The sequence below is a fragment of the Rhodococcus sp. W8901 genome, from assembly GCF_013348805.1.
GTDB lineage: Bacteria > Actinomycetota > Actinomycetes > Mycobacteriales > Mycobacteriaceae > Prescottella.
On the sequence record NZ_CP054690.1, the window covers coordinates 127,702 to 150,950 of the forward strand.

General features: G+C 68.4%; 23 protein-coding genes. 17 read left to right on the forward strand and 6 right to left on the reverse strand.

The genetic code is table 11. The annotated features are described in order from the left end of the window. Window positions 1–42 precede the first annotated feature (42 nt). The 4 genes from HUN07_RS00580 to HUN07_RS00595 are packed head-to-tail and all read left to right on the forward strand — an operon-like array spanning window position 43 to window position 2,828. Window positions 43–594 carry a VOC family protein gene (locus tag HUN07_RS00580; RefSeq protein ID WP_254622710.1) on the forward strand — a complete coding sequence of 184 codons (552 nt, stop codon included), beginning with the start codon at window positions 43–45 and terminating at the stop codon, window positions 592–594. Between the two features lie 34 nt (window positions 595–628). After that, on the forward strand, window positions 629–1,285 hold the full coding sequence (locus tag HUN07_RS00585; RefSeq protein WP_174907307.1) for a carboxymuconolactone decarboxylase family protein: 657 nt from the start codon (window positions 629–631) through the stop codon (window positions 1,283–1,285). Then, window positions 1,282–1,641: a DUF6285 domain-containing protein gene (locus HUN07_RS00590; RefSeq protein WP_174907309.1), complete on the forward strand. Its 360-nt coding sequence runs from the start codon at window positions 1,282–1,284 to the stop codon at window positions 1,639–1,641. Before HUN07_RS00585 ends, HUN07_RS00590 begins: the two co-directional genes overlap by 4 nt. Continuing rightward, window positions 1,638–2,828 (forward strand): acyl-CoA dehydrogenase family protein, encoded by a 1,191-nt coding sequence (locus tag HUN07_RS00595; protein WP_114723977.1) that lies wholly within the window; start codon window positions 1,638–1,640, stop codon window positions 2,826–2,828. Before HUN07_RS00590 ends, HUN07_RS00595 begins: the two co-directional genes overlap by 4 nt. A 202-nt stretch (window positions 2,829–3,030) precedes the next feature. Here the strand turns inward: HUN07_RS00595 and HUN07_RS00600 are convergent, their stop codons facing one another. Next, on the reverse strand, window positions 3,031–4,032 hold the full coding sequence (locus HUN07_RS00600) for a phosphotransferase family protein (protein ID WP_254622711.1): 1,002 nt from the start codon (window positions 4,030–4,032) through the stop codon (window positions 3,031–3,033). Between the two features lie 59 nt (window positions 4,033–4,091). Here HUN07_RS00600 and HUN07_RS00605 point away from each other — a divergent pair, with 59 nt between their 5' ends. Then, window positions 4,092–5,027, forward strand: coding sequence for a hydroxymethylglutaryl-CoA lyase (locus HUN07_RS00605; RefSeq protein ID WP_174907311.1), 936 nt, complete (start codon window positions 4,092–4,094; stop codon window positions 5,025–5,027). On the opposite strand, the gene HUN07_RS00610 is transcribed toward HUN07_RS00605, so the two are convergent. After that, complete coding sequence (locus tag HUN07_RS00610) at window positions 4,995–5,726, reverse strand: GntR family transcriptional regulator (protein ID WP_174907312.1); 732 nt, start codon at window positions 5,724–5,726, stop codon at window positions 4,995–4,997. The genes HUN07_RS00605 and HUN07_RS00610 overlap by 33 nt on opposite strands. 145 nt (window positions 5,727–5,871) lie before the next feature. Between HUN07_RS00610 and HUN07_RS00615 the strand changes: the two genes are divergently transcribed. Beyond that, window positions 5,872–7,086, forward strand: coding sequence for a CaiB/BaiF CoA transferase family protein (locus HUN07_RS00615; protein WP_174907314.1), 1,215 nt, complete (start codon window positions 5,872–5,874; stop codon window positions 7,084–7,086). Between the two features lie 47 nt (window positions 7,087–7,133). Here the strand turns inward: HUN07_RS00615 and HUN07_RS00620 are convergent, their stop codons facing one another. Then, window positions 7,134–7,895, reverse strand: coding sequence for an SDR family NAD(P)-dependent oxidoreductase (locus HUN07_RS00620; RefSeq protein WP_114723980.1), 762 nt, complete (start codon window positions 7,893–7,895; stop codon window positions 7,134–7,136). Window positions 7,896–8,197: 302 nt separating this feature from the next. Here HUN07_RS00620 and HUN07_RS00625 point away from each other — a divergent pair, with 302 nt between their 5' ends. The 8 genes from HUN07_RS00625 (at window position 8,198) to HUN07_RS00660 (ending at window position 18,238) form a co-directional block, all read left to right on the forward strand. Beyond that, a complete protein-coding gene (locus HUN07_RS00625) occupies window positions 8,198–8,725 on the forward strand; it encodes a hypothetical protein (RefSeq protein ID WP_174907315.1) in 528 nt (175 codons plus the stop codon). Window positions 8,726–8,766: 41 nt separating this feature from the next. Continuing rightward, a complete protein-coding gene (locus HUN07_RS00630; RefSeq protein WP_174907317.1) occupies window positions 8,767–9,777 on the forward strand; it encodes a COG1470 family protein in 1,011 nt (336 codons plus the stop codon). Between the two features lie 143 nt (window positions 9,778–9,920). After that, window positions 9,921–11,474, forward strand: coding sequence for a succinic semialdehyde dehydrogenase (locus HUN07_RS00635; protein WP_174907319.1), 1,554 nt, complete (start codon window positions 9,921–9,923; stop codon window positions 11,472–11,474). Window positions 11,475–11,626: 152 nt separating this feature from the next. Next, a complete protein-coding gene (locus HUN07_RS00640) occupies window positions 11,627–12,286 on the forward strand; it encodes a response regulator (protein WP_254622712.1) in 660 nt (219 codons plus the stop codon). Continuing rightward, a complete protein-coding gene (locus HUN07_RS00645; RefSeq protein WP_174907321.1) occupies window positions 12,283–14,022 on the forward strand; it encodes a hypothetical protein in 1,740 nt (579 codons plus the stop codon). Before HUN07_RS00640 ends, HUN07_RS00645 begins: the two co-directional genes overlap by 4 nt. Before the next feature lie 171 nt (window positions 14,023–14,193). Next, on the forward strand, window positions 14,194–14,871 hold the full coding sequence (locus HUN07_RS00650; RefSeq protein WP_174907323.1) for a GAP family protein: 678 nt from the start codon (window positions 14,194–14,196) through the stop codon (window positions 14,869–14,871). A gap of 29 nt (window positions 14,872–14,900) precedes the next feature. Then, complete coding sequence (locus tag HUN07_RS00655; protein WP_174907325.1) at window positions 14,901–16,463, forward strand: carboxylesterase/lipase family protein; 1,563 nt, start codon at window positions 14,901–14,903, stop codon at window positions 16,461–16,463. Window positions 16,464–16,600: 137 nt separating this feature from the next. After that, window positions 16,601–18,238 carry a DHA2 family efflux MFS transporter permease subunit gene (locus tag HUN07_RS00660; protein ID WP_174907326.1) on the forward strand — a complete coding sequence of 546 codons (1,638 nt, stop codon included), beginning with the start codon at window positions 16,601–16,603 and terminating at the stop codon, window positions 18,236–18,238. 20 nt (window positions 18,239–18,258) lie between these two features. On the opposite strand, the gene HUN07_RS00665 is transcribed toward HUN07_RS00660, so the two are convergent. After that, the gene (locus HUN07_RS00665) at window positions 18,259–18,672 is read right to left on the reverse strand and encodes an SPW repeat protein (RefSeq protein ID WP_397484754.1); all 414 of its coding nucleotides are present in this window, start codon (window positions 18,670–18,672) and stop codon (window positions 18,259–18,261) included. Between the two features lie 112 nt (window positions 18,673–18,784). Then, the gene (locus HUN07_RS00670; RefSeq protein WP_174907328.1) at window positions 18,785–19,645 is read right to left on the reverse strand and encodes an SDR family NAD(P)-dependent oxidoreductase; all 861 of its coding nucleotides are present in this window, start codon (window positions 19,643–19,645) and stop codon (window positions 18,785–18,787) included. Window positions 19,646–19,906: 261 nt separating this feature from the next. Here HUN07_RS00670 and HUN07_RS00675 point away from each other — a divergent pair, with 261 nt between their 5' ends. From HUN07_RS00675 to HUN07_RS00685, 3 genes are all read left to right on the forward strand, one after another. Further along, on the forward strand, window positions 19,907–20,422 hold the full coding sequence (locus tag HUN07_RS00675) for a hypothetical protein (protein ID WP_114723991.1): 516 nt from the start codon (window positions 19,907–19,909) through the stop codon (window positions 20,420–20,422). Window positions 20,423–20,488: 66 nt separating this feature from the next. Continuing rightward, on the forward strand, window positions 20,489–21,511 hold the full coding sequence (locus HUN07_RS00680) for a DUF916 domain-containing protein (RefSeq protein WP_254622713.1): 1,023 nt from the start codon (window positions 20,489–20,491) through the stop codon (window positions 21,509–21,511). A 2-nt stretch (window positions 21,512–21,513) separates the two neighbouring features. After that, window positions 21,514–22,281: a hypothetical protein gene (locus tag HUN07_RS00685; RefSeq protein ID WP_174907330.1), complete on the forward strand. Its 768-nt coding sequence runs from the start codon at window positions 21,514–21,516 to the stop codon at window positions 22,279–22,281. A 10-nt stretch (window positions 22,282–22,291) separates the two neighbouring features. Here the strand turns inward: HUN07_RS00685 and HUN07_RS00690 are convergent, their stop codons facing one another. Then, window positions 22,292–23,236 carry a CopD family protein gene (locus HUN07_RS00690; protein WP_174907332.1) on the reverse strand — a complete coding sequence of 315 codons (945 nt, stop codon included), beginning with the start codon at window positions 23,234–23,236 and terminating at the stop codon, window positions 22,292–22,294. Window positions 23,237–23,249: the final 13 nt, after the last annotated feature.

The following is a 23,249-nucleotide window of genomic DNA, read 5'->3' on the forward strand; positions in this document are numbered from 1 at the left end:
GCTGTCGCAGCGAGGCCTAACGCCGTGAAAGGGGACTGGACCTTGACGAATTCCGAGTTCGACATCACCGGAATCAATCATCTGGCGCTCGTGTGTTCTGACATGGAGCGCACCGTGGACTTCTACAGCAACGTGCTGGGGATGCCTCTGGTCAAGACGCTCGAGCTCCCGGACGGTGGGGGGCAGCACTTCTTCTTCGACCTCGGTGGCGGGAACCACCTGGCGTTCTTCTGGTTCCCCGATGCTCCGCCGGCCGCGCCGGGAATCGCCGCGGCCGTGACCATTCCCGGCAAGGGCGAAATCACCAGTGCCATCGGCTCGATGAACCACGTGGCGTTCACGATCCCGGCGGACAAGTTCGACGAGTATCGGGCCAAGCTCAAGAGCAAGGGTGTCCGGGTCGGCTACATCCTCAATCACGATGACAGCGAGTCCGGTGTCGCGTCCGAGATGCACGACGGAGTCTTCGTGCGCTCGCTGTACTTCCAGGATCCCGACGGGATCCTGCTCGAGTTCGCCGCGTACACCCGCGAGCTGACCTCCGCCGATGTCCGACACCGTCCGGCCAAGGCCGCCAACGCGGCCGCGATCTGACCGACACCACCTACCACCAGGGAAGGACCCTTCGATGCCCCGTTTGAGGCAGGTTTCACGGACTGAGGCTCAGGCCGACATCGTGCTCACCATGTACGACAAGTTGTTCGGGCCGGACCGGGACCCGGTGGCCGAGCCCGGCACCGAGGCCGGAACCCCGGGCGACTGGTGGACCGTCTTCGCGTTGGTGCCGGACGTGCTCAAGCACGCAGTTCGAGGCTTCTCGCTCTACCGGAGCCCCAATCGGCTTCTCGACCCGGTACTGCGCGAACTCGGTCAGACTCGTGCGGGATGGCTGCGCGGCAGCCAGTTCGTCTTCTCCCAGCACTGCAAGTCGCTCCGCTCGCTCGGAGTCAGCGAGGAGCGGATCGAGGCCATCCCGTCCTGGGGTGTCTCGGATCTGTTCACCCCTCTCGAACGAGCGGTGTTGTCCTACACCGACAGTCTGGTGACGGGCGGCGGCCGTGTCGACGACGGTACCTTCCAGGTGCTGAAGGACGGGCTGACCGACGAACAGATTCTCGAGCTGACCTACATCACCTGCCTGTACGACATGCATGCGGTGATGAGCCGGGCGTTGCGGTTGGAGTTCGACGACCGGGACGAGTCCATCGTCGAGGTCGCCGCACCCGAAGGATACGCCGCCGTCGATGTCGGCGCGGCAATCAGTCTGTCCGAGGATCGCCGATGACGGCACCGGAGACGTTGTACGACGTTCCGACCGCCGCCGAACTCGTTACGGCCGTCCGAGAGTTCCTCGCCGACAAGGTTATCGACGAGTTGGACGGAGCGGTCCGATTCCACGCCCGGGTGGCGATCAACGCGTTGGCGATCGTCGAGCGAGAACTCGAACACGGGGCAGCCGATACCTCCGAGCACCGAGACAGACTGGCCCAGCTCGGATACGCCGACGATGCCGGACTCGCCGAGGCCATCCGCACAGGTCGCGAAGACTCACGATTGGCTGAGGTCAAACGCCTCGTCACCGCGAGCGTGGAGGCCAAGCTCCGCGTGGACAATCCCGGCTACCTCGGAGGGCCTGCATGACATTCGATGTCCCCGATCACATTCGCCCCATGCGCGACAAGGTCTACCAGTTCATGGTGGAGAGGGTCGAGCCGAGCGAGCCGATTCTGGATGCGGGCGGGTCGGAGGCCCGCAGCCTCATCGCGAACCTGCAGAAGGAAGCCAAATCCGAGGGCCTGTGGGCGCTGGGGCATCCGGCCGAGCTCGGTGGCGGAGGGCTTCCGTTCCTCGACTACGTCTACATCAACGAGGTCCAGGGGCGCAGTGAGTACGGCCAGCTGGCGCTGGGCACCTGGACGCTCCAGGACTCGATCATGCTGAACCGGCACGCCAGTCCGAGGTGGCGAGAGGCCTACCTCGAGCCGCTGGTGCAGGGAGAGATCTCGCCGAGCTTCGGCATGACGGAGCCGGATGTCGCGGGGTCGGATCCGACGCAGTTGCAGACCACCGCCACGCTCGACGGTGACGAGTGGGTGATCAACGGCCGCAAGTGGTTCACCACGGGGGCCGCAGACGCCGCGTACACGACGGTCATGTGCCGCACCGAGACCGACGCTGCACCGCATGCTTCGTTCAGCATGATCATCGTTCCGACGGATCATCCCGGCTACCGGATCGTCAGGGACACACCCGTACTCGGTCTGTCCAGCGGACACTACGAGGTCGAGTACGACAACGTACGGGTGCCGGCCGAGAACCTGCTCGGCGAGCGGGGCAACGGGTTCGTGATCGCGCAGGAACGGTTGGGCCCCGGCCGGATCTTCCACTCGATGCGATGGCTCGGCCAGGCGCAGAGGGCCTTCGATCTCATGTGCCACCGCCTCAACGAGCGAGTCGCGTTCGGCGAACCGCTCGCGAACAAGCAGCTGATGCAGCAGCACGTGTTCGACTCCTACACCGAGATCCAGGCCAGCCGGTTGCTCACCCTCAAGGCGGCCGAACAGGTCGACAGAGGTGACCAGGCGCGGGTGGAGATCGGCGCGGTCAAGGTCTTCGGCGCGCGAATGCTGCACAACGTCGTCGATCGCGCTGTCCAGGTCTTCGGTGCGGCCGGCGTCACCGAGGACACGCCGCTGAGCCACATGTACCGTGCCGCACGGTTCGCGCGGATCTACGACGGCGCCGACGAGGTGCACATCCAGAGCGTCGGCCGCAGGATTCTCAGTGAGTACCGCCGCGGCGGAAACTGGGAGTTCGGGCTGCGCTGACCGCGGCACCGTTCCCAGTAAGGGCCCCGAGGGCCGGAGTGTCGACGTTCGAAGTCGCACTCGAATTCCCTCGGGGCCCTTTCGTATCCGACGGGGTCGTCGGATACCGGCCACCGTCGGTCGTCACCGGCCTCGACCGACGGACGAGCCCATCAGCCGGAGCCGGAGCCGGTGACGACGCTGGCGCAGACGCCCGGTGTGGTCAGGGAAGAAGCTCGAGGAGGTCCCATTCGGTCTCACTGACGCGGCGCCCGATCGCTGCGAGTTCCACCGAGCGGGTGGCCCCGGAAAGGTGCCGTTCCGCCTGATGGAGGCACAGGATTCCCCACTTGAGTGTGCCGAGAACCAACCACCAGTGGAGGGCGTCGCGATCGACGGTCGATCCGCCCTCTGCTTCGTAAGCTGCGACCAGATCGTCGACGGTTCCGAATCCACCCACCGGAGGCTGCTGGCCGAAGCGCCACGTCTTCACGCACAGCCAGCCGAGGTCTTCGAGTGGATCTCCGAGGTGGGCCAACTCCCAATCGAGCACGGCACGAATGCCTTCGGGGCCGACGATGAAGTTCCCCAGACGGAAGTCGCCATGGACGACTCGGCGTGCCGCGGCAGGCGGACGGTTCTGGTCCAGCCATCGAATCGCGAGCTCGAAAGCGGGGTGCGCTCGACCGGTGTCCGACAGGGTCTTGCGCCACGTGTCGAGCTCGTCGCGCTCCTCGAGGCCGGCGACCGATGCGGGATCGATGCTGTGGATGCGTGCCAGGATCTGGCCACACTGTCCCGCCATTCGCGGACGGGCCGACGAGTATTCGCTGTCGCGCAGGATTTTTCGTGGGATGGACTCACCCTCGACTCGGCTCATCACGATGTACGCGGCACCGAGTTCATCGTCACCGCTGCCGGAGGTCACAACCCTCGGGGACGGCACCCGGGCGCGACCCGCGGCCGTCATCAGGGCGGACTCGCGGTTCATCGACTCTGCCTCGAACGCGCCGGGCGCGTCGATTCGCAGAATCAGTTCCTGGCGCTCGGTCGTCTCCCCGTATGCATCGAACGACCATGTGTGTCGTGATGCCCCTGCGGGGACGCGGCGCAGGTTCTCCACGCGCAGTGATGGGTCCTGGGTGGCGCGGCTCATGATGAGCGTGAGCCGGCTTTCTATCACGCCGGCCTCGTTTGCAACCGGGGTCGATTCTGCGGTGGACACGGCAATCCCTTTCGAACGACGGCGCGGCGCATCGGCCGGATTCGCTCATTGTATACAATATGCTCGGGACTCGGGCGTTGAGTCACGGATCGGGAAGGGCTGGAGTGACGGTGGAGATTGTTGAGGTAAGCCCCCGCGACGGGCTGCAGAACGAGTCGGTGCAGGTGTCGACGGCCGAGAAGATCGAGCTGATCGAGCGGGCCGTCGACGCGGGACTCCGTCGTATCGAGGCAACCAGCTTCGTGCACCCGAAATCGGTGCCGCAGATGGCCGATGCCGAGGCCGTGATGGCCGGCATCCCCCGCCGCAGCGATGTGTCGTACAGCGGTCTGGTGCTCAACCGTCGAGGATTCGACCGCGCGCTGGCGGCGGGTGTGGACGAGGTCAATTGCGTCGTTGTCGCCTCCGAGACCTTCAGTCAGCGAAACCAGCGCATGTCGGTCGCGGACTCGGTCCGGACCGTGCAGGATCTCGTCGACGACGCCAGGTCGGCCGGTGTGCTGGTGTCGGTGACGATCGCGACCGCTTTCGGGTGTCCCTTCGAGGGCGAGGTCTCCGAGGCCACCGTCGTCGAACTGGCGCGGCGGACAGCGGATTTCGGGGTGGACGAGATCTCGCTGGCCGACACCATCGGTGTCGGGGTGCCGCGCCAGGTGACCCGGCTGGTCGCGGGTGTTGCCGCGGTGGCGCCGGGCGTTCGTCTGCGTTGCCATTTTCACAACACCCGCAACACCGGCTACGCCAATGCGGTCGCGGCGCTCGATGCCGGTGTGACCGTGCTCGATTCGTCCATCGGCGGCATCGGCGGTTGCCCCTTCGCCCCGAACGCGACCGGCAACATCGCGACCGACGACCTGGTCTATCTCCTCGAGCGCAGCGGCGTGGTCACGGGTGCGCGGTTGCCGCAGTTGATCGACGCGTCGAACTGGCTCGGTGGGGTACTCGGCACGCCGGTGCCCGGCCTACTCGTCCGTGCCGGAGCCTTTCCGGGTTGACGGGATCGCGAACAACTCGTCCACCTTGGTGTCGTTTGCCGCGAGGTGTCCGAGCAGGACGTCGCGGCCCTGGAGGACATGCTCGTGCATCAGGGCGGACGCCCGCAGGCCGTCGCCGGCGACGATCGCGTCGCGGATGAGTTGGTGGAACAGATGTGACCGCTCGATCTGGACGCGGTCGTACTGGCGGAAAGCCTGGAAGACGAGGGGGACGTCGGTAGTGCGTTCGAGTAGGCGGGAGAGCCGTTCGTGCCTGGCCGCCGTCAGGATTCCGCGATGGATCTGGCCGTTGGCCGCGTCCACGGCCCGAACCAGGTCGAGTGGATCGGCGGCGTCCATGCCGAGCGCGACGGCGAACGCTTCGATGCCGGCGTCGATCTGCTCACGCTGCGCATCTTCGATGCGTTCCGCGGCCAGTTCGGCGGCGTACGCCTCCAGCCGTGCCCGGAGTCCGTACAGGTCGGCCACATCGGACAGCGAGAGGGTTCGTACCATCGCACCGCGGTTCGGCTCGCTGTGAACAAGTCCTTCCGCCTCGAGTCGGCGCAGTGCCTCACGGACGGGTGTCCGTGAGAGCGAGAACTCCTCGGCGATCCGTTGCTCGATGAGACGCTGTCCCGGCCGATATCTACCCTCGATGATCGCTTGCCGGATCTGTTCGTAAGCGACTCGACTCGGTGTCGATGGTGTCGTCGTCACGTCGCCCCTCTTGCAGTGGTCGGTGCATGGTCGCTGATCAGACTAGCTCCCCCGGAGGGGTTGGCCCGAACCTAGTTTGTATGCAGTCACGCCCGTTTTATCCCGAGATGGCGCCACGTCGACTTAGATTGTGTACAATTTGGAGATGACTAAGACTGCTGGTCCGCTCAGCGGACTTCGGGTGCTCGAGCTGGGAAGTTTCATCGCCGGACCCTTCGCCGGGCAATTGCTGGGCGACTACGGGGCCGAGGTCCTCAAGGTCGAGTCGACCGGCGCCGGTGATTCGATGCGACGGTGGGGCGTCACCGTCGACGGTGAAAGCCTGTGGTGGCCTTCGATCGCACGGAACAAGAAGTCCGTCGCGATCGACCTGCGTCGCCCCGAGGGTCAGGACCTGGTCCGCAAGCTGGCCGCCGAGGCCGACATCGTCCTGGAGAACTTCCGGCCCGGCACGCTGGCCAAGTGGGGACTCGACTACCCGGCTCTCTCGGAGGTCAACCCGCGAGTGATCCTCGTGCACGTCTCCGGATTCGGGCAGACCGGGCCACGCTCGGGCGATGCGGGATTCGGGAGCGTGGGGGAGGCCATGGGCGGCATCCGGCACACCACCGGCAATCCGGATCTTCCGCCGACCCGCAGCGGAGTCAGCCTGGGCGATTCCCTCGCCGCTCTGTTCGCCGTCATCGGGACGCTGGCCGCTGTCCATGAGCGCTCGGTCAGCGGCAGGGGCCAGGAAGTGGACGTGGCGATCTACGAAGCCGTGGCCGCCTTGATGGAGTCCACGATGGCGGATCACGCGATCGGCGGCGTGACCCGAGGACGGACCGGGTCCGTGCTTCCCAAGGTCGCGCCTTCGAATGTCTACCCCACCTCCGACGGTGCGGAAGTTCTGATCGCCGCCAACGCCGACACGGTCTTTCGACGGCTCTGCGTCGCAATGGGCCGACCCGAACTGGCCGACGACCCGAAGTTCGCCGAACACGGCCCTCGTGGCGACAACATGGCCGAGATCGATGCGGTGATCGGTGCCTGGACTCGGGCGATGACCGCCGACGAGTTGCTGAAGGCCATGGAGGACAACGGCGTTCCGGCCGGCCGGATCTACACGGCCGCGGACATGCTCGCCGACCCGCACTATGCTGCCCGGGACATGGTGGTGGAGCTGGTCAACCGGTTCGGTACGGCCGTCCCTGCCACCGGCGTGGTTCCGAAGTTCTCCCGCACGACGCCGCAGACTCCGGTTCCGGGACCGATCCTCGGTGACCACACCCGCCAGGTCCTCGCCGAGCTCGCGGGCATCGACGAATCCCGTTGGGCTGATCTCGAGTCCACCGGTGTCGCGTTCCAGGCGCCCAGCTGACGAGCGTGGGATCGGTTGGCGGGAACGCCATCCGATCCCACGTGCACTCAGACGGCGCTCATGCCGCCGTCGACGACCAGTGACGCTCCGGTCATGTACGACGACGCATCGCTGGCGAGGAACAGCAACGCCGAGTCGAGTTCCTCCTGCGTCCCGAAACGGCCGAGGACGGACTGATCGGCCACCATCTCACGTAGGGCCGATTCGCCCTCGGCGGTCATCTCACTGGCGAAATACCCCGGGCACAGCGCATTGACGCGAATTCCCTTGCGGCGTGACCACTGCTGTGCCAGATCGCGGGTCAGTCCGAGCACGCCCGCCTTGCTGGCGGCATACGCGGCCTGCGGGAATCGGGACGCCACCAGGCCGTGAACGCTGGCGATGTTGACGATGGATGCGCCCTCGTTCATCACCGCGGCGCAGGCCTGCGCCATCCAGAACGTGCCGTTGAGATTGACGTCCACAACGGCCCGGAATCGATCGGGGTCCTCGCGGAGTGCCGGGGTCGACCCGCCGAGACCGGCGTTGTTGACCAGCACGTCGATCCGCCCGAACTCGGCCGCCGCGGCGGCGGCGAGTGCCCGGCAGTCATCGACCGAGCTCACGTCGGTGGCGTGGGTGAGGACGGACGAGCCTTGCGCGCGTAGCTCTTCGGCGAGCGCGACGAGCCGATCCTCGCGCCGCGCCGCGAGAACGACGGTCGCGCCCACCGCGGCAACCGCCCGGGCGAAACCTGCACCCAGCCCGGAGCTTGCCCCGGTGATGAGCACGACTCGGTCGTCGAGGCGAAATCTGGACAACGGATCCATCGGAGGATTCCTTCCGGTCGGAGGTCGGTGGGGTGAAGTAGTGAGGCGGCAGGTGACAGTGCGCCGCGAGTACCGGTGATTGTATACAAAAAATGCCTCGCGGAGGCGCCACGTGACCCCGAGGCGGTGGGGGTGCGGATGTGAAGGAAGTTGCGACCGCAGGCTTGGCCGGGACCTGCCCGGATCTCGATCAGCGAAAATAGACAAGCGTCCAATTGTTTGTTGAAATGAGTCGCTTCGAGCGCATCGTGACCGTCGTCTCGGTAGCCCCTGACTTCCGTAGACCTCACTGGAGGAACCAGATGCGTAAGACGACGGCAGCGCTCGGCGCCGGAGTCATGGCGGTCGCGTTGGCAGTCGTTCCTGCGTCGATCGCCGGCACGGCCTCGGCCGACACCAGCGGTACCACCGATGTGACGTTCACCGTCGCCGGGCAGAGCGGTCCTCTCGAGTTGTCCGTTCCGCGAACAGCTCCCATGGTCTGGGTGAGCGGGCAGAACAACGTCAGCGGGACGGTTCCCACCTCCGCAGTTCGGGACCGTCGTAGCGGGACCGGCCGCTCGGTCACCGTGTCCGCCTCGATCTCCGACTTCACCAACGGCGCCACGACGATCCCCAGGTCCAAGGTGACCTATACGGCGGGCGGCGAGACGATGGGTTTCCGGAGCACCGGCCCTCGGACGCTGGATTCGACCAAGGCCGTGGCCGGGATCGCGCGCCACGACTGGCCGGACGCGACGTTCCGCTGGACCCCGATGCTCTCCATCGACGTATCCGACGGTGTGACTATCGGGAACTACAGCGCGACACTTACCCACTCCGCGGTGTAGGTCGACGTCGGCCTCCATCGGTATCTCACGAAAGCGTCTACATGCGTCTCCTGCTTCGGAACCTGCTCGCACTCCTCGCCCTGCTCGCGTCGTTCGTCGCGGCAGCTACGACGGTCGTCCACGCCGCCCCCGTCGTGGGTGGGATCGGTATCAAGATCGTGGATCCGCAGCGCGATCCGACCTTTCCGAGTTGGGAGACGGAGATCGGCGGCACCCGTGCGCCCGGCGACACGCTCGAGCGAACCGTGCGGGTCTCGAACAACGGGCTCACGGCCCAGACGGTCGACTTCTACACGGGTGCGGCATCGATGAGGAGTGGGCAGTTCACACTCGACGGTCCCGGCAGTACCAACCGGCTGACGTCGTGGACGAGCCTGGACAAGCAGCGAATCTCGCTGGCGCCCGGGGAGGGCGCCGACGTGAAGGTGACCGTTCGGGTCCCTGCGGACGCGCCGACGGGCGACCGGTCCGCGGTGGTCTGGGCGCAGCCCGCTTCCGGTGCTGGTGGCGGGGTGGCGACCCGCGTCGGCGTTCGCGTGAATCTCCGGGTGGAGCCCCGCGCCGGCACGACCGCGGACTTCGCGATCGACCGGTTGACGGCCGACCGGGATTCCGACGGTCAGGCCGTCGTCGTCGCCGGCATCCGCAACACCGGTGGCTGGGCCGTCGAGGTCGGCGGCGAACTCACGCTGTCCGACGGGCCCGGCGGTAGGACCCTCGGCCCGGTGTACGCCGAGGAAGCGGTCGTCGCCGTCGGCGCCGCCGGGACGGTTCGGTTCCGGATCGCGGACAGCGCCGACCTGCCGGCCGGACCGTGGCAGGCATCGGTGAAGTTGCGGAGCGGTGCGATCGAGCGTGCACACACCGCATCGGTCACGTTCCCGACGCCGGACACCGGCGGGACCGGTTCGCTCGGCAGCCTCGGATCGGCCGGCCTCGGATCGTCGAACTCGCCGTTGATGTGGGTTGCCGGCGTCGGCGCGGCCGCTGCGGCCGTCGGCGCGATCGGGTGGACGGTGTGGCAGCAGCAGGACGCCCCGGCAGTCCGCTAGGGGACGGTTCTACGCGGCCTGCGTGCCGCGGAGTCCTGAGCCGGGCCCGGGATCCGGGGCGTTCGACCCGGATCCTGTGACGACGGCCACCGACGGGGTACGTTGTGTGTAACTCGAAATCTACTCACCAGTAGGGGTGCGAAATGCCTGCTCCGTCAGCGGCAACGTTTGCTCGTCTTGCCGATCTCATCGCGATCCCGGACGCGGCGAGCCGTCCGACGAAGCCGATCGTCGAGGCCTTCACCGGGCGCCAGCTCGCGACCGTCCCGGTCGGTACGGCGGCGGACGCGCTCGCCGCGATCGAGAAGGCGCGCGTCGCGCAGAAGGCGTGGGAGAAGCGATCTCCCGTCGAGCGTGCGCAGATCTTCCTCCGCTACCGCGATCTCGTGCTCGAGCACAAGGATGCGCTGATGGACATGGCGCAGGCCGAGACCGGCAAGTCGCGGGCGTCGGCGCAGGAAGAGGTCCTCGACATCGCCATGACGTCGCGATTCTATGCGCGTCTGGCGCCGAAGCTGCTGCGCCCCAAGCGCGTCCAGGGCATGCTGCCGGGCCTGACGAAGACGGTGGTGCGGCACCACGCGAAGGGCGTCGTCGGTGTCATCTCGCCGTGGAACTACCCGATGACCCTCGCGGTGTCCGACGCGATCGCCGCGCTGCTCGCCGGCAATGCCGTGGTGATCAAGCCCGACAGTCAGACGCCGTACTGCGCGCTCGCGTGCGCCGAGCTCCTGTACCGGGCCGGCCTGCCGCGTGAGCTGTTCGCCGTGGTCCCGGGCCCGGGATCGGTGGTGGGTACCGCGCTGGTGGAGAACACCGACTACCTCATGTTCACCGGCTCCACCGCGACCGGCCAGCTGCTGGCGGAGCAGGCCGGACGCCGACTGATCGGCTTCTCCGCCGAGCTCGGCGGCAAGAACCCGATGGTCGTCACGGCCGGTGCGAACCTGCGCCAGGTGTGTGACGCGGCCGTGCGCGCGTGCTTCTCCAACTCGGGTCAGCTGTGCATCTCGATCGAGCGCATCTACGTCGAGGAGACCATCGCGCCCGAGTTCATCCGCCTCTTCGGGGAGCGGGTCCGGAACATGAGCCTCGCGCCCGGCTACGAGTTCGGCATCGAGATGGGCAGCCTCGTGTCCGAGGCGCAGGTCAAGACCGTGTCCGGCCACGTCGACGACGCCGTCGCGAAGGGGGCGACCGTCGTCGCGGGCGGCAAGGCCCGACCCGATCTCGGTCCGCTGTTCTACGAGCCGACCGTGCTCACCGGCGTCACCGACGAGATGGAGTGCTACGCCGCCGAGACGTTCGGACCCCTCGTGTCGATCTACCCGGTCGCGGACGTCGAGGAGGCGATCCGTCGCGCCAACGACACCGAGTACGGCCTCAACGCGAGCGTGTGGGCCGGCAGTCACGCCGAGGGTGAGGCCATCGCGGCCCGCGTCATGGCCGGAACCGTCAACGTGGACGAGGGCTACGGCCCGACGTGGGGCAGCACCGCCGCCCCGATGGGCGGGATGGGCGTGTCCGGTGTCGGCCGCCGTCACGGACCCGACGGCCTGCTCAAGTACACGGAGGCGCAGACGGTCGCCACCACCCGTGTCGTCAATCTCGGTGGCCCGCGGTGGCTTCCGGCCAAGGTGTGGGCCAAGCTGCTGCCGCCGTTCATCAAGGCGATGAAGTACGTACCGGGACGCTGATCCGGGCCTGAACGGACGGGCGTCGTGCGCATCGGTCGCACGGCGCCCGTGTGCGTTGTCGTTCCGGTGGCCCGCTCCCGTCCGCGATCGGCATTTCGTTAGGCGCGGTCACCACCTCCTGGAGTCGGATCAGGCCCGTTAGTCTTTTTCCTGTGAAAGAAGCCATGTGGGTGCGGACAGCCCTGGTCGTCGAGGACCAGCCGCTGATGCGCTCGCTGGTCGCCGACGCGCTCCGTCACGCGGGCTTCGACGTGGAGGAGCGGTCCTCCGCGGCGGCCGCGCTCGCCGACTTCGACGAGATCGATCCCGACGTCCTCATGACCGACATCGATCTCGGGGCACGCCCCAACGGCCTGGAGATGGCGACGATCGTCCATGCTCGGGCGCCGCACTGCGCCATCGTGTTCCTGACGAATTACCCGCGGGCGGGGATCGCTCCGGGCGAGGGCGGCCCGGCGGGTTCGGTGTTCCTCGACAAGGTCGCCCTGGAATCAGTCGAGGATCTGGTGGCGGCTGTCGAGTCGGCACTCGCGGAGAAACCTGTTCCGACCGGCCCTGTGCGCGAGGGCAATCCGGACTCGGTGCTCGACCGTCTCACCCGGACGCAGCTCGACGTGCTGCGCTGCATCGCACTCGGCTGGTCCAACGCCGAGATCGCGCGCCGACGCGAATCGAGTGTGCGCAGCGTCGAGAAGATGGTGACCCGCACCTTCGACGCCCTCGGGGTCGGTCACAGCCCCGAGCTGAACCCGCGGGTCGCGGCCGCCCAGCTGTACGTGCGCCGCTTCGGCATGCCGGTGGAGATCGGTTGAGCAGTCGGTTTTCCTGGCTGACACGGATCGGCGGCAGTTCGGCCGTCACCGCCTGGTCGTGGATCCTGACCGCGCCGTTCGCCGTCACGGTGATGGGCAGCTACATCGCCGCCCGCAGCCCACGGGACTGGCCGGCGTACTTCGGTATCGCGGTGATCGTGCACCTGGTGATGGGTGCGGCCATGCTGATTGCCTGGCTCACGGTCCTGCGCGGCAACCGGATCCGTCCACGACCACTGGTGTCGCTGTCGGTCTTCGCCGCGCTCGGGGCGTGCCGGCCGATCCTGCTCGACGTCCTCGTCGGGTTCCAGGGCCTACCGACCGATCCGCGCACCGTCGGGGTACGGATGGCCATCAACGTGACGACGGCGGTGGTCGCGCTGTCGCTCATCGCGATACTCGTCGACTCGGTGCGCGAGCACAACGCGGTGATGCAGCGCCTGCGCGGCGCCCGCGCGGCGCTCGACGAGCAGCGCCGGATCGACGAGGAGTACCTGGCCGGGATCGGTCGTCGGTGCGCCGAGGACCTGGCGGGCCGGATCGGCTCGGCGCTGTCGCAGACCGATCGGGTGAACATCGATCCGGCGCGTGCGGCGCGACTGCTGAGGGCGATCTCGGAGGATGTCGTGCGGCCCATGAGCCATGCGCTGTTCCGGGACGTCACGCCGCTGCCGAAGCCGCCGGTCGCACCACCTCCGCTGACCCGCCGGGAGTGGCTCGCGAACGTGCTCCGCGCCGTGGAACCAGCACCCCTGGTGCTGCCTGCGGCCCTGTACACATCGGTGATCCTGACGTTTCTGCTGACGAGCTACGGGCTCCGGACAACGGTGCTCCAGGTCGTGCTCGGGATCGCGCTGTGCGTGGCGGGGAACTGGGTGGTGCGGCGCTTCGCGCCCCGGGCGCGCAGCACGACCGTCCGGCTGAGCCTCATGGTGACCACTTACACGGTGGTCGCCGTGGCTACCGCGCTCGGGTTCTACGTCATCCTCGGCGGCGCCGGATTCCCGCCGGCGTTCCTGGTCCCCGGAATCGCCTTCTACCCGTTCGCGGCCGTCGCGGTGCGCGTGATCCGGGCCGCGAACGTGCAACGCGCAGTGGAGGAACAACAGCTCGCGACGGCCCTCGGCGAGCAGAGTCGTCTCGCCGCCGAGGTGCACGGACAGGTGCTGTCCGCGCGCCGGCGCCTCGCGCACGTGCTGCACTCGTCGGTGCAGGGTGAGCTGGTGGCCGCGGCGCTGGTCATGCACGGTGCCGCGACGGGTGCGCCGACGGCCGCGGCGCCGACCGCCGTGGACGCGAGGGTGGACGAGATCATCGACCGCCTCGTGGGCGAGGTGGCACGGGAGGAGGCGCTGCCGACTGTTCCGCGGGCAGACGCCGAGCGGCAGATCACCGAACTGATCGGGATGTGGTCGGCCGCCGTTCCGATGCAGGCAGACATCGCTCCGGAGGTGTGGCCGCTGCTGTCGGACAGCCCTGTTCGCCTCGAGCACGCGATCGACGTGCTGTCCGAGGGATTCACCAACGCGATCCGGCACGGAACCGGCGGGTCGCTGCAGCTGACGATGTCGGTGGATCCCCGAACATCGTTGATCTGCATCGGGATCCGCTCTCCCGGCCGGATCGCCCGCGACCGCGGCGAGGGACTGGGGCTGGCGTCGCTGTCGAGCAAGGTCGATGCCGCCCAGTTGGTCGAGGAGTCCGGATCCGTGCTGCTCTCCGTTCGCCTCGACTGACCGCGCGCACCCCGTCGTGACGGCCGCCACAGGCCGGTGTCGCAATACCCGAACATCGGTCGATGGTCGTGTCCCGCGGTTCCTATCGTTCGTGTCGGATGTCGGCGACGACACCGTCGAGCTGACGATCGACCCCGGCATCCCGCACGAGACGAAGGGATGTGAGCCGCTATGGGACACACAGTGGCGCAATTGGTTCCGCTCGGGGTCGGCATGATCGTGAGCCCCATTCCGCTGGCCGCGTTGATCGCGATCCTGCTCTCCGCTCGCGCCAGGACCAATGCCCTGGCGTTCACTGCGACGGCGCTCGCTGCCTCGACCCTCATCGTGGGCGTGACCGTGTTCACGAGCAAGGGCGGCGCGGACAGGGCGGGCAGTGACGCCCATCCCAGTCAGATCGTGTTCGCCTCCGTGTTCGGTCTGGCGTTCCTGATGCTGGCCGCACTCAGCTGGAGGAGCCGGCCGAAGAACGGTGCCGTCGCTGCGATGCCGTCGTGGATGGCGCAGATCGACACGATGAACGCCGGCAAGACCGCGGTCCTGAGTCTGCTCCTGACCGTCCCCAACGCCAAGAACCTGCCGCTCGAATTGAAGGCGGGCGCCCTCATCGCGGAGGCGCACCTGCCGACCACCCAGGCGGCGCTGCTGACCGTCGCGTTCGCGGCGCTGGCGGGGCTCGGGCTGATCGCCCTCACCGTTCTGGCGGCGGTGCCGTCGAAGCGGGTCACCGCCGCGCTCGGAGTGGTCAAGGAAGAACTGATCCTGCACAACGCCGCCATCATGACCGTCCTGTTCCTGCTGTTGGCCGGGCTGCAGGCCTCGCACGTCGTCACCGCGCTCACCGCGTGAGTTCCCGCCGATCCGAAGGAGTCAACGACATGACACTCATCGCTCCCGACAGCACCACCGTCGTCCGCACCACCAACGGACCCGTGCGCGGCACCACCGACGGGCCCGTCCACGTGTGGAAGGGAATTCGCTACGCGGCCGCACCCACCGGGGACCTCCGGTTCCGGGCGCCGACGCCCTCCGAGCCGTGGACGGAGGTGTTCGAGGCGGACCGTTTCGGCGCAGTCGAACCGCAGAGTCGGCTCGCCGCGATCCCGCTCGGCGACGACATCCGGATGGACGAGGACTGCCTCTCGCTCAACGTCTGGGCCCCGGGCGCCGGAGCGGCGGGGGCGTCCGGCAGGCCGGTGATGGTGTGGATCCACGGGGGCGCCTACTTCCGCGGCGCGTCGAGCCAGCCGGTCTACGACGGGCGCGCGCTCGCGGAGAACGGCGACGTCGTGGTGGTGACCCTGAACTACCGTCTGGGGGTGTTCGGGTTCGTCGACTTCTCGTCGCTGAGCACCGACGAGCATCGCTTCGACACCAATGTCGCGTTGCAGGACATGATCGCCGCGCTGCGCTGGGTGCAGGCGAACATCGCCGCGTTCGGCGGTGACCCGAACGCCGTGACGCTGTTCGGTGAATCGGCCGGTGGCGGTGCTGTCACGACACTGATGACGATGCCGTCCGCGCACGGGTTGTTCCACCGTGCGATCGCCGAGAGCTCACCGGCCACGTCCGTCTACAACCAGGATCGGGCGGCGGGTATCGCGAACACCTTCCTCGAAATACTCGGTGGCGCAGGTGATGCTGCGGATCGGCTGATGTCGGCGACCACCGATGAGCTGCTCGCCGCCTCCGAGGAACTGTTCGCGCGGATTCCGCGCGAGACCCCGGGGACACTGGCCTACGTGCCGATCGTCGACGGTGAACTCGTGCCCGACTATCCGGTCAACGCCTTCTGGAACGGCACCGCCGAGCGGATCCCGTTGCTGATAGGCACCAACAAGGACGAATCGTCGTTGTTCAAGTTGATGAAGTCGCCGCTCATGCCGATCGAGCCGGACGTGATCCGCGCGATGTTCGCGGAGATCTCGGCCGAGCACCCCGACCTCGAACTGCCCGACCAGGCGCGGATCGAGGCGGCGTACTCGGGGCTGGCCACCGAGGACGACGCGTTGGGCCTGACCCGGGACTTCGGGTTCCGGCTGCCGACACTGTGGATCGTGGAGGCGCACAGTAGGTATGCCCCCACCTGGCTGTACCGCTTCGACTACGCCACCCCGATGCTCAGGGCGCTCGAGATCGGCGCCACCCACGCGACCGAGCTTCCGTACGTGTTCGGCAACATCGCGCACGGCCCCAAGGAGATCACCTACCTGCTCGGCGGCCTGTCGACCGGACGCAAGGTGTCGGCACGCATGCAGCACCGGTGGATCGAATTCGCGAAAACCGGTGCGCCGGTCGGTCTCGACGGTGAGCCGCGATGGGACGCCTATGACCGGTTCGGCCGCGACTCGCTGGTGATCGACAAGCACGACCGGGTGGTCCGCGACCTCGACGGCCCGCTCCGCGAGGCGTGGGGCGAACAGGTCATCGCCTTCACATGAGGGCAGGCCCGGTTCAATCGAAAGATTGAAATGCCCGAATTGTGGCCGTCATTCGCCGGTGCGCCCCCGTGTCCTCTGCCGGAATCGCGGTAGCGTCGACGGATGGCGAGCCACATCGTCGGAGGAGGGGCGCAGCAATGACCATGGACCCGGCTGAAGTCGAACCCCGTGTGGGACGACGGGACTGGATAGGTCTGGGGGTTCTCGCTGCCGGACTGTCGCTGATCGTCGTCGACGGCACCATCGTCAACGTCTCGCTGCCGGTGATCATCGATGAACTGGACCTGGACCTCACCGACGCGCAGTGGATCAACAGCATCTACTCGGTGGTGTTCGCGGCGCTGCTGCTCACCGCCGGACGGCTCGGCGACCGGCTGGGTCGGCGGCTGCTGTTCATCGTCGGCGTGGTCGTGTTCATCGTCGGCAGCCTGATGGCCGCGGCGTCGGACAGTTCCACCGCGCTGATCGTGGCCCGTGTCGTGCAGGGCGTCGGCGGAGCCCTGGTGCTGCCGTGCACGCTGTCGACGGTCAACGCGACGTTCCGGGGCCGGGACCGGGCCATCGCATTCGGTGTGTGGGGCGCGGTGATCTCGGGCATGGCGGCCGTCGGCCCGCTGCTCGGCGGCTGGCTCACGACGTCGTTCACGTGGCCGTGGATCTTCCTGGTCAACGTCCCGATCGGCATTCTCGTCATCATCGGCGCGTTCCTAGCGGTCCCCGAGACGCGGGCGAAGATCACCGTCCCGGGACTGGACGTGGTGGGACTGCTGCTGAGCGCAATCGGGTTCGGCGCGTTGATCTTCGCGCTCATCGAGGGCCAGACCCTCGGCTGGTGGAAGCCGATCGCCGAGCTCAACGTGTTCGGGGCGACGTGGCCCGTGACCGCGCCGATCTCCGCGACGCCGGTGATGGCAGCGGTCGGCGCCGTGGCACTCGTGGGGTTCGTGGTGTGGGAGCGGCACCGCGCCAGGATCGCGCATTCGGCGATCCTGGATCTCGCGCTGTTCCGCTTCCGGACGTTCAGCTGGGGCAACTTCACCGCGATGGCCGTCGCGATCGGCGAGTTCGGTCTGCTGCTGGTGCTGCCGCTGTTCCTGGTCAACGCGTACGGGCTCAGCACACTGGGGGCCGGCTACGTCATCGCGGTGATGGCGGCCGGTGCCTTCATGTCCGGCGCCGCGGCCCGGCACGTCACCGCGAGGTTCGGTGCCCCGCGGACCGTGATGATCGGTCTGGCGCTCGAGGTGATCGGCGTGCTGGCCTTCGCGCTGTACCTGCGGCCGTCGTCGTCGGCGTGGCTGCTGGCGCTGCTGTTGGCAATCTACGGGCTCGGCCTGGGCCTGGCGTCGGCGCAGCTCACCGGCACCGTCCTGGTCGACATTCCCACCGAGGAATCCGGTCAGGGGTCGGCGACGCAGAGCACCGTCCGCCAGCTGGGTGCCGCTCTGGGTACCGCGATTCTCGGCACCGTCCTGTCGCTGGGGCTGGCGCACAGCCTCACCAACCGGCTCGAGCCGGTCGCGTTGCCGCCGCAGGTGTCGTCACAGCTGGTCGACAGCACCCGCGACTCGGCCGGCGGCACCATCCCGCCGATTCGCGAGCAGGGCGACCACGGCAAGCTCGGCCCGGCCGGACCGGAGACCGCCGACGCGCTGTCCGACGGGTTCGCCGACGCCACCCGGTGGTCGCTGTTCGTCGCAGCCGGATTCCTGGCCGCGGGCCTGGTCTCGGCCACGCAGCTACAGCCGCGCCGGCGCGAGGAGGCCGCGGCGTAGGGCTGCTCGATCGGGTACCGCTATCGGCGCATCCGTCCTCGGGTCATACCCATGCCCATGATCCCGGCTCCGAGAGCGAGGACCACGGCGCCGACCACGACATTCGACCAGATCATCCCCGTGCTCCTGCTCAAGCCGGAGACCAGCCACGGCGAGACGATCAGCCAGATCCCGAGCAGCGGGGCGACGAACGCGAGGCCGTGGGTGCGGCCGAACGTCGTGGCGTGACCGACGGCCAGCAGCGCGACCGCGAGACCGGCGAACAGGTTGCACATCATCAGCGACGTCTGCCCGCTGAAACCGACGATCCACGGTGACGCGGCCGCGTACAGACCGGCGAGAACCATCAGCCCCTCGGCGACCTGCGGAACCGGGCTCTCACCGAATTCGTCGTAGCGGGCGCGTAGCTCGGCGATGTCAGGGTGGGTTTCCATTGACGTGGACGGTGATGTCGGTGTTGTCGACATGACGAATCATCTCCTCGACCTTGTGTCCCAATGTCGAGACTAGTCCGCTTCCGGGGTGTCGAGTGGGGCCGAAGAGGGCTCAGATACCCGACTTGAACCGGCGGTGCCGTGCGGTGTCGGCCCGTTCCGGATTGATCACGTCCACCAGCTGCTGCAGCCGTCCGAACGTGGGGCCGATGCGGCGCGGACGGTCGACGATCGCGTCGCAGAGGACCCGGCCGGCCTGCTCGGGCGTGAGCGCAGCGGCCTCGAGGTACTGCGCGTTGGGTGCGATCATCGCGGTCCGCACCAGTGGCATGTACACCGACGTGAAAGTGATGTTCTCGTCCAGGGTTTCGGCCTGGAACGACGTGGAGACCTCGTCGAGTGCCGCCTTGGACGCGACGTACGCGGAGTACCCGGGGCCACCGAACAGGTTCGCCGCCGACAGCACGTTGATCACCTGGCCGAAGTGTCGTTCCCGCATTCCCGGTAGCACCGCCAGCATCAGCCGCACCGCCGCGAAGTAGTTGAGCTGCATGGTGCGTTCGAAGTCGTGGGCCCGGTCGTACGACTGGGCGAGGTCCCGCCGGATGGAGCGTCCGGCGTTGTTGACGAGGATGTCCACGCCACCGTGCTCGTCGAGGATCTGGCCGATCGTGGCGTCGGACGCCTCCGCGTCGTTCAGGTCGCACGGATAGGCGAACGCCTTGCCGCCGCGACCGGTCACGGCGTCGACGAGCTCCTGCAGCTCAGGTTCGCGGCGGGCCACCAGCAGCACGACTGCGCCGGCGTCGGCGAGGTCGATCGCGGCGGAGCGACCGATGCCGGACGACGCCCCGGTGATGAGGACGCGACGCCCGGCCACCGCGTCACCGAGCGTGCGGCGCCGCCGCCGCGGGAACGGTCCCCGCGTGTCGAGCCCATGCTTGGCCTGGAACCACCACCCCGTCGAAGTCATGGTGACGGATCCTAGTGCCGCCGGAGGGCTGCAAGTGGGAAAGTAATCAGAGTCGGTGCCCGACAACGGCATCACCTCCCCTGCGGGCACGCCCGCAGGGCCCGGCCCGACAAACAAACGCTCTGCAAATATATTTCGCGCTCCCTACTGGACACTTGACCAACTGTCGAGTATCAATAATCGACCCCCGAATCGGGCCGTTTGGTTCTATTCGGTACGGGCAGCTGTCTGTTCGACCCGAACGCCCCCCGAAGAGGAATCATGCGCAAAGTAACGCTTCTCGCCGCTGGTTTAGCCGCTGCCGCCGGACTTCTGGTCCCGGCCACCGCCGCCAATGCCGCTGACTCGGCCGACACCACCGTCACATTCGCCATCGCCGGCGCAGGCGGGAACCTGTCGCTCATCACGGGCGGGCCGGTCGGCACCATCGTCCCCGGCGCCGGCAAGGCGACCGGCACCCTGCCCACCGTCACGGTGAGCGACAACCGCAACGGCGCGCCGCGCGGGTGGGTCGCCAGTGCCACGTCGACGGACTTCGGGACCATTCCCAAGAGCGCGGTCGTCTACAAGGCCACGGCCCTCGCCGGCAAGGTCGGCCCGGGCACCCTCGAGTCGACCGGTGACCAGGCGCTGGACGCGGCGAAGACGGTCGTCAATCGCACCGGCCTCACCTGGCCGCTCGAGGTCATCACCTGGACCCCGGCGCTCACCGTCAACTACCCCGACGGTGCCGCCATCGGAGAATACTCCGGCACCATCACCGTCTCGGTCGCCTAGAACGACCGGCACCCATCGGCCGGGGACGCTGCATGCGTCCCCGGCCGTTCGGCCAGAAAGTGATCCATGCGTTCTCTCCCCGCGCTGCGTAACCTCCTCGCGTTCCTCGCCGTCGTCCTCGTCGCGGTCGGCGTCCCCGCATCCGCGCTCGCCGCCCCGGATCAGCCCGCGGGCGAAACCCCCGCCGGGTCCATCGGCATCCGTCTGCTCGACGCGCCGGTCGCACTCAAGGACGATCCTCGGGCGCTGCGATACATCGTCGACAACCTTCCGCCCGGGACCACCATCACCCGACATGTGTTGGTGTCCAACGACACCGGCGCGCCCGCGAAGATCGACGTCTACCCCGGCGCCGCCCGCGTCGCCGACGGCGCGTTCGCGCTGGCGGAGCCCGGCGAGAAGAACGCCCTCACGTCGTGGATCACCGTCGATCGCCCGACCGTGGAACTCGCCGACGGTGAGCAGGCCGAGGTGGCGGTGACGATCGCGGTGCCGAAGGATGCGCCGGAGATCGAGCAGTACGCGGTGATCTGGGCGTCGCACAAGGCCCCTGCCTCCAACGGCATCACCAACGAATCGCGGGTAGGGGTTCGCGTCTACCTGTCGGTGGGGCCGGGCAACGGGCCGCCCGCCGACTTCACCATCTCCAGCCTCACCCCGCGGCGCGGGCCGGACGGCCTCGCGTCCGTCGTCGCGACCGTCACCAACACCGGCGGCCGCGCGGTCGATCTGTCCGGCGCACTCAACCTTTCGGGTGGACCCGGTGGGCTGTCCGCCGGCCCCATCGACAGTGCGGTCGCGACCATCGCACCCGGCGAGGACGGCGAGGTCGTCATCTCCGTGCCCGACAGCACCGCCCTGCCCGCCGGTCCGTGGAACGCCGACGTCAAGCTCGAGAGCGGAATCCTCGAGCACGACATGTCGGCGACCCTCACGTTCCCCGACAAGGGTGACGGCGACTCCGTCGGCGCGTCCGATTCGACGTCGTGGCCGCTGATCGGCGGGATCGTGGTGGCCGTGCTCGCTGTCGCCGGAGTCGGTGCCTACCTGGTGGTGCGGAAGCGTCGTCCCTCGGGAACGGATCAGTAGACATGTGGCACAGCAGGATGCCCCGCGCGCTTCGGCTGTCCCTCGCTGCCGCCGGCGTGCTGGTTCTCGCCGGTGCGCCGACCGCGACGGCCGCACCTTCGGACGTGTCGGACGAGGCGACGACGGAATCGACGGCAGAATCGACGACGACAACGGCGCCGACGACTACGACCGCGGCGCCGACGACGACCCCTCGTCGGTACGTCTCCCGGGAAGATTCCGAGGAAGCCACGACCACGCCGTCCACGACCACGAGCGCACCGACCACGACGGCTTCGACGACCGCGGCGCCGACCACGTCGAGTGCGGCTCCGACGACTACCACCGGGCAGACCCGGAGCGGCGCACTTGCTGCCACTGCGGGCCGAGCTGGGCTGTCGATCACCGTCGCCGGGAAGTGGGGCACCATCGTCCCCGGGGCGGAGAGGGCGAGCGGAACCCTGACACTCATCTCCGTGACCGCGACCGGTGGTGTGGTCGGCTCGCCGGTCGATTGGACCGCCACCGCGTCGTCGACCGACTTCGTCGGACCCAACGGCACGATCCCCAAGAGCGCGGTCACCTATTCTGCGACCGCCCTCGCCGGCAATGTCGGCGGCTCGACATCGGCGCCGACGCAGACGCTCGAAGCCCCGAAGACCGTCGTCGCGCGTACGGGCAGCATCTGGCCGTCGGAGACGGTCACCTGGACTCCGGCGCTGCGGGTCGACTACCCCGACGGTGCGGCGGTCGGGACCTACACCGGAACGATCACAGTCTCGGTCGCCTGACCGTTTCGGATCAGGCGGTGGTCGCCAGCGCGGCCGCGAGTCCGAATGCGATTGCCATCGCGGCGGATTCACCGACCGCGCGGCGCAGGGACGCGTCGGCCCCCATCCGGTGCGCGGCGGCCGGGGCCACCCACGTGCGGCGCAGCCACCAACCGGCCGCGACCAGTGCCGCGAGCGCGGCCACCTTGGCGAGCACAACCCGGCCGTATCCGGTGGTCACCAGGGGTGCCACGCCACCGAGGCGGACCGCGGCGTTGACGACGCCGGTGGCCGCGAGCACCCACACGCACCGCCACGCGACGGTCGAATAGCGCGGCAGCAGCGTCGACCACGCACCGCGGGAGCCGGCGGTCAGCGCGAGCGCCGCCAGCATGCCGAACCACGTGGCGGCCGCGAGGACGTGTCCGGCGTCGAGCAGGGATCCGAGCGTCTGCTGCGACATGTGCCCGCTGATCGGGCGCGCGATGAGGGCCAGGCCCGCCAGTGCCAGGACGGGGGCGGCCGGCCACGGCAGGCTGCGGCGGTACGCGATCGCCGAGATCAGGGCCACCAGCGCCGCGCACACCACCGTCGCGGCGCCGAGACGACCGGTGTTCACGACCCGCACGAAGTCGATGACGGTCTCCGGGGCGACCGCGAACCGGGACCGCCCCTCTGCCTCGGCCGCCTCGAGCACCAGCAGCACGGTCTCGGCCGCGGTCCACACACCGGCCACCGCGGCGGTGGTCTGCCACAGCAGGCCGGCGTCCAGTGCGGGCCGACGCTCGTCGCGCTGCAGCCACTGCCACGCGGCGAGACCGAACGCCGTCGCGCCCAGGCCGACGGCGAGCACCCGCACCACGCTGGTGGGGGAGGGCCCGTCGGGAGTGGCGAGCAGCCACCCGACCGCCACCCCGGCCAGCGCGGTGAGGACGGCGAACAGCAGCCAGGGGCGGCCGATGTTCACCGTCTTCATCCGCGCGCTGTCC

Excerpts from the sequence above, each read along its gene's own strand:
- HUN07_RS00670 (WP_174907328.1), bottom strand. The coding sequence starts at position 19,645 with ATGACTTCGACGGGGTGGTGGTTCCAGGCCAAGCATGGGCTCGACACG.
- HUN07_RS00650 (WP_174907323.1), top strand. The coding sequence starts at position 14,194 with ATGGGACACACAGTGGCGCAATTGGTTCCGCTCGGGGTCGGCATGATC.
- HUN07_RS00630 (WP_174907317.1), top strand. The coding sequence starts at position 8,767 with ATGCGTCTCCTGCTTCGGAACCTGCTCGCACTCCTCGCCCTGCTCGCG.
- HUN07_RS00665 (WP_397484754.1), bottom strand. The coding sequence starts at position 18,672 with ATGGAAACCCACCCTGACATCGCCGAGCTACGCGCCCGCTACGACGAA.
- HUN07_RS00635 (WP_174907319.1), top strand. The coding sequence starts at position 9,921 with ATGCCTGCTCCGTCAGCGGCAACGTTTGCTCGTCTTGCCGATCTCATC.
- HUN07_RS00615 (WP_174907314.1), top strand. The coding sequence starts at position 5,872 with ATGACTAAGACTGCTGGTCCGCTCAGCGGACTTCGGGTGCTCGAGCTG.
- HUN07_RS00595 (WP_114723977.1), top strand. The coding sequence starts at position 1,638 with ATGACATTCGATGTCCCCGATCACATTCGCCCCATGCGCGACAAGGTC.
- HUN07_RS00680 (WP_254622713.1), top strand. The coding sequence starts at position 20,489 with ATGCGTTCTCTCCCCGCGCTGCGTAACCTCCTCGCGTTCCTCGCCGTC.
- HUN07_RS00655 (WP_174907325.1), top strand. The coding sequence starts at position 14,901 with ATGACACTCATCGCTCCCGACAGCACCACCGTCGTCCGCACCACCAAC.
- HUN07_RS00620 (WP_114723980.1), bottom strand. The coding sequence starts at position 7,895 with ATGGATCCGTTGTCCAGATTTCGCCTCGACGACCGAGTCGTGCTCATC.
- HUN07_RS00685 (WP_174907330.1), top strand. The coding sequence starts at position 21,514 with ATGTGGCACAGCAGGATGCCCCGCGCGCTTCGGCTGTCCCTCGCTGCC.
- HUN07_RS00660 (WP_174907326.1), top strand. The coding sequence starts at position 16,601 with ATGACCATGGACCCGGCTGAAGTCGAACCCCGTGTGGGACGACGGGAC.
- HUN07_RS00625 (WP_174907315.1), top strand. The coding sequence starts at position 8,198 with ATGCGTAAGACGACGGCAGCGCTCGGCGCCGGAGTCATGGCGGTCGCG.
- HUN07_RS00585 (WP_174907307.1), top strand. The coding sequence starts at position 629 with ATGCCCCGTTTGAGGCAGGTTTCACGGACTGAGGCTCAGGCCGACATC.
- HUN07_RS00605 (WP_174907311.1), top strand. The coding sequence starts at position 4,092 with ATGCTCGGGACTCGGGCGTTGAGTCACGGATCGGGAAGGGCTGGAGTG.
- HUN07_RS00690 (WP_174907332.1), bottom strand. The coding sequence starts at position 23,236 with ATGAAGACGGTGAACATCGGCCGCCCCTGGCTGCTGTTCGCCGTCCTC.
- HUN07_RS00675 (WP_114723991.1), top strand. The coding sequence starts at position 19,907 with ATGCGCAAAGTAACGCTTCTCGCCGCTGGTTTAGCCGCTGCCGCCGGA.
- HUN07_RS00590 (WP_174907309.1), top strand. The coding sequence starts at position 1,282 with ATGACGGCACCGGAGACGTTGTACGACGTTCCGACCGCCGCCGAACTC.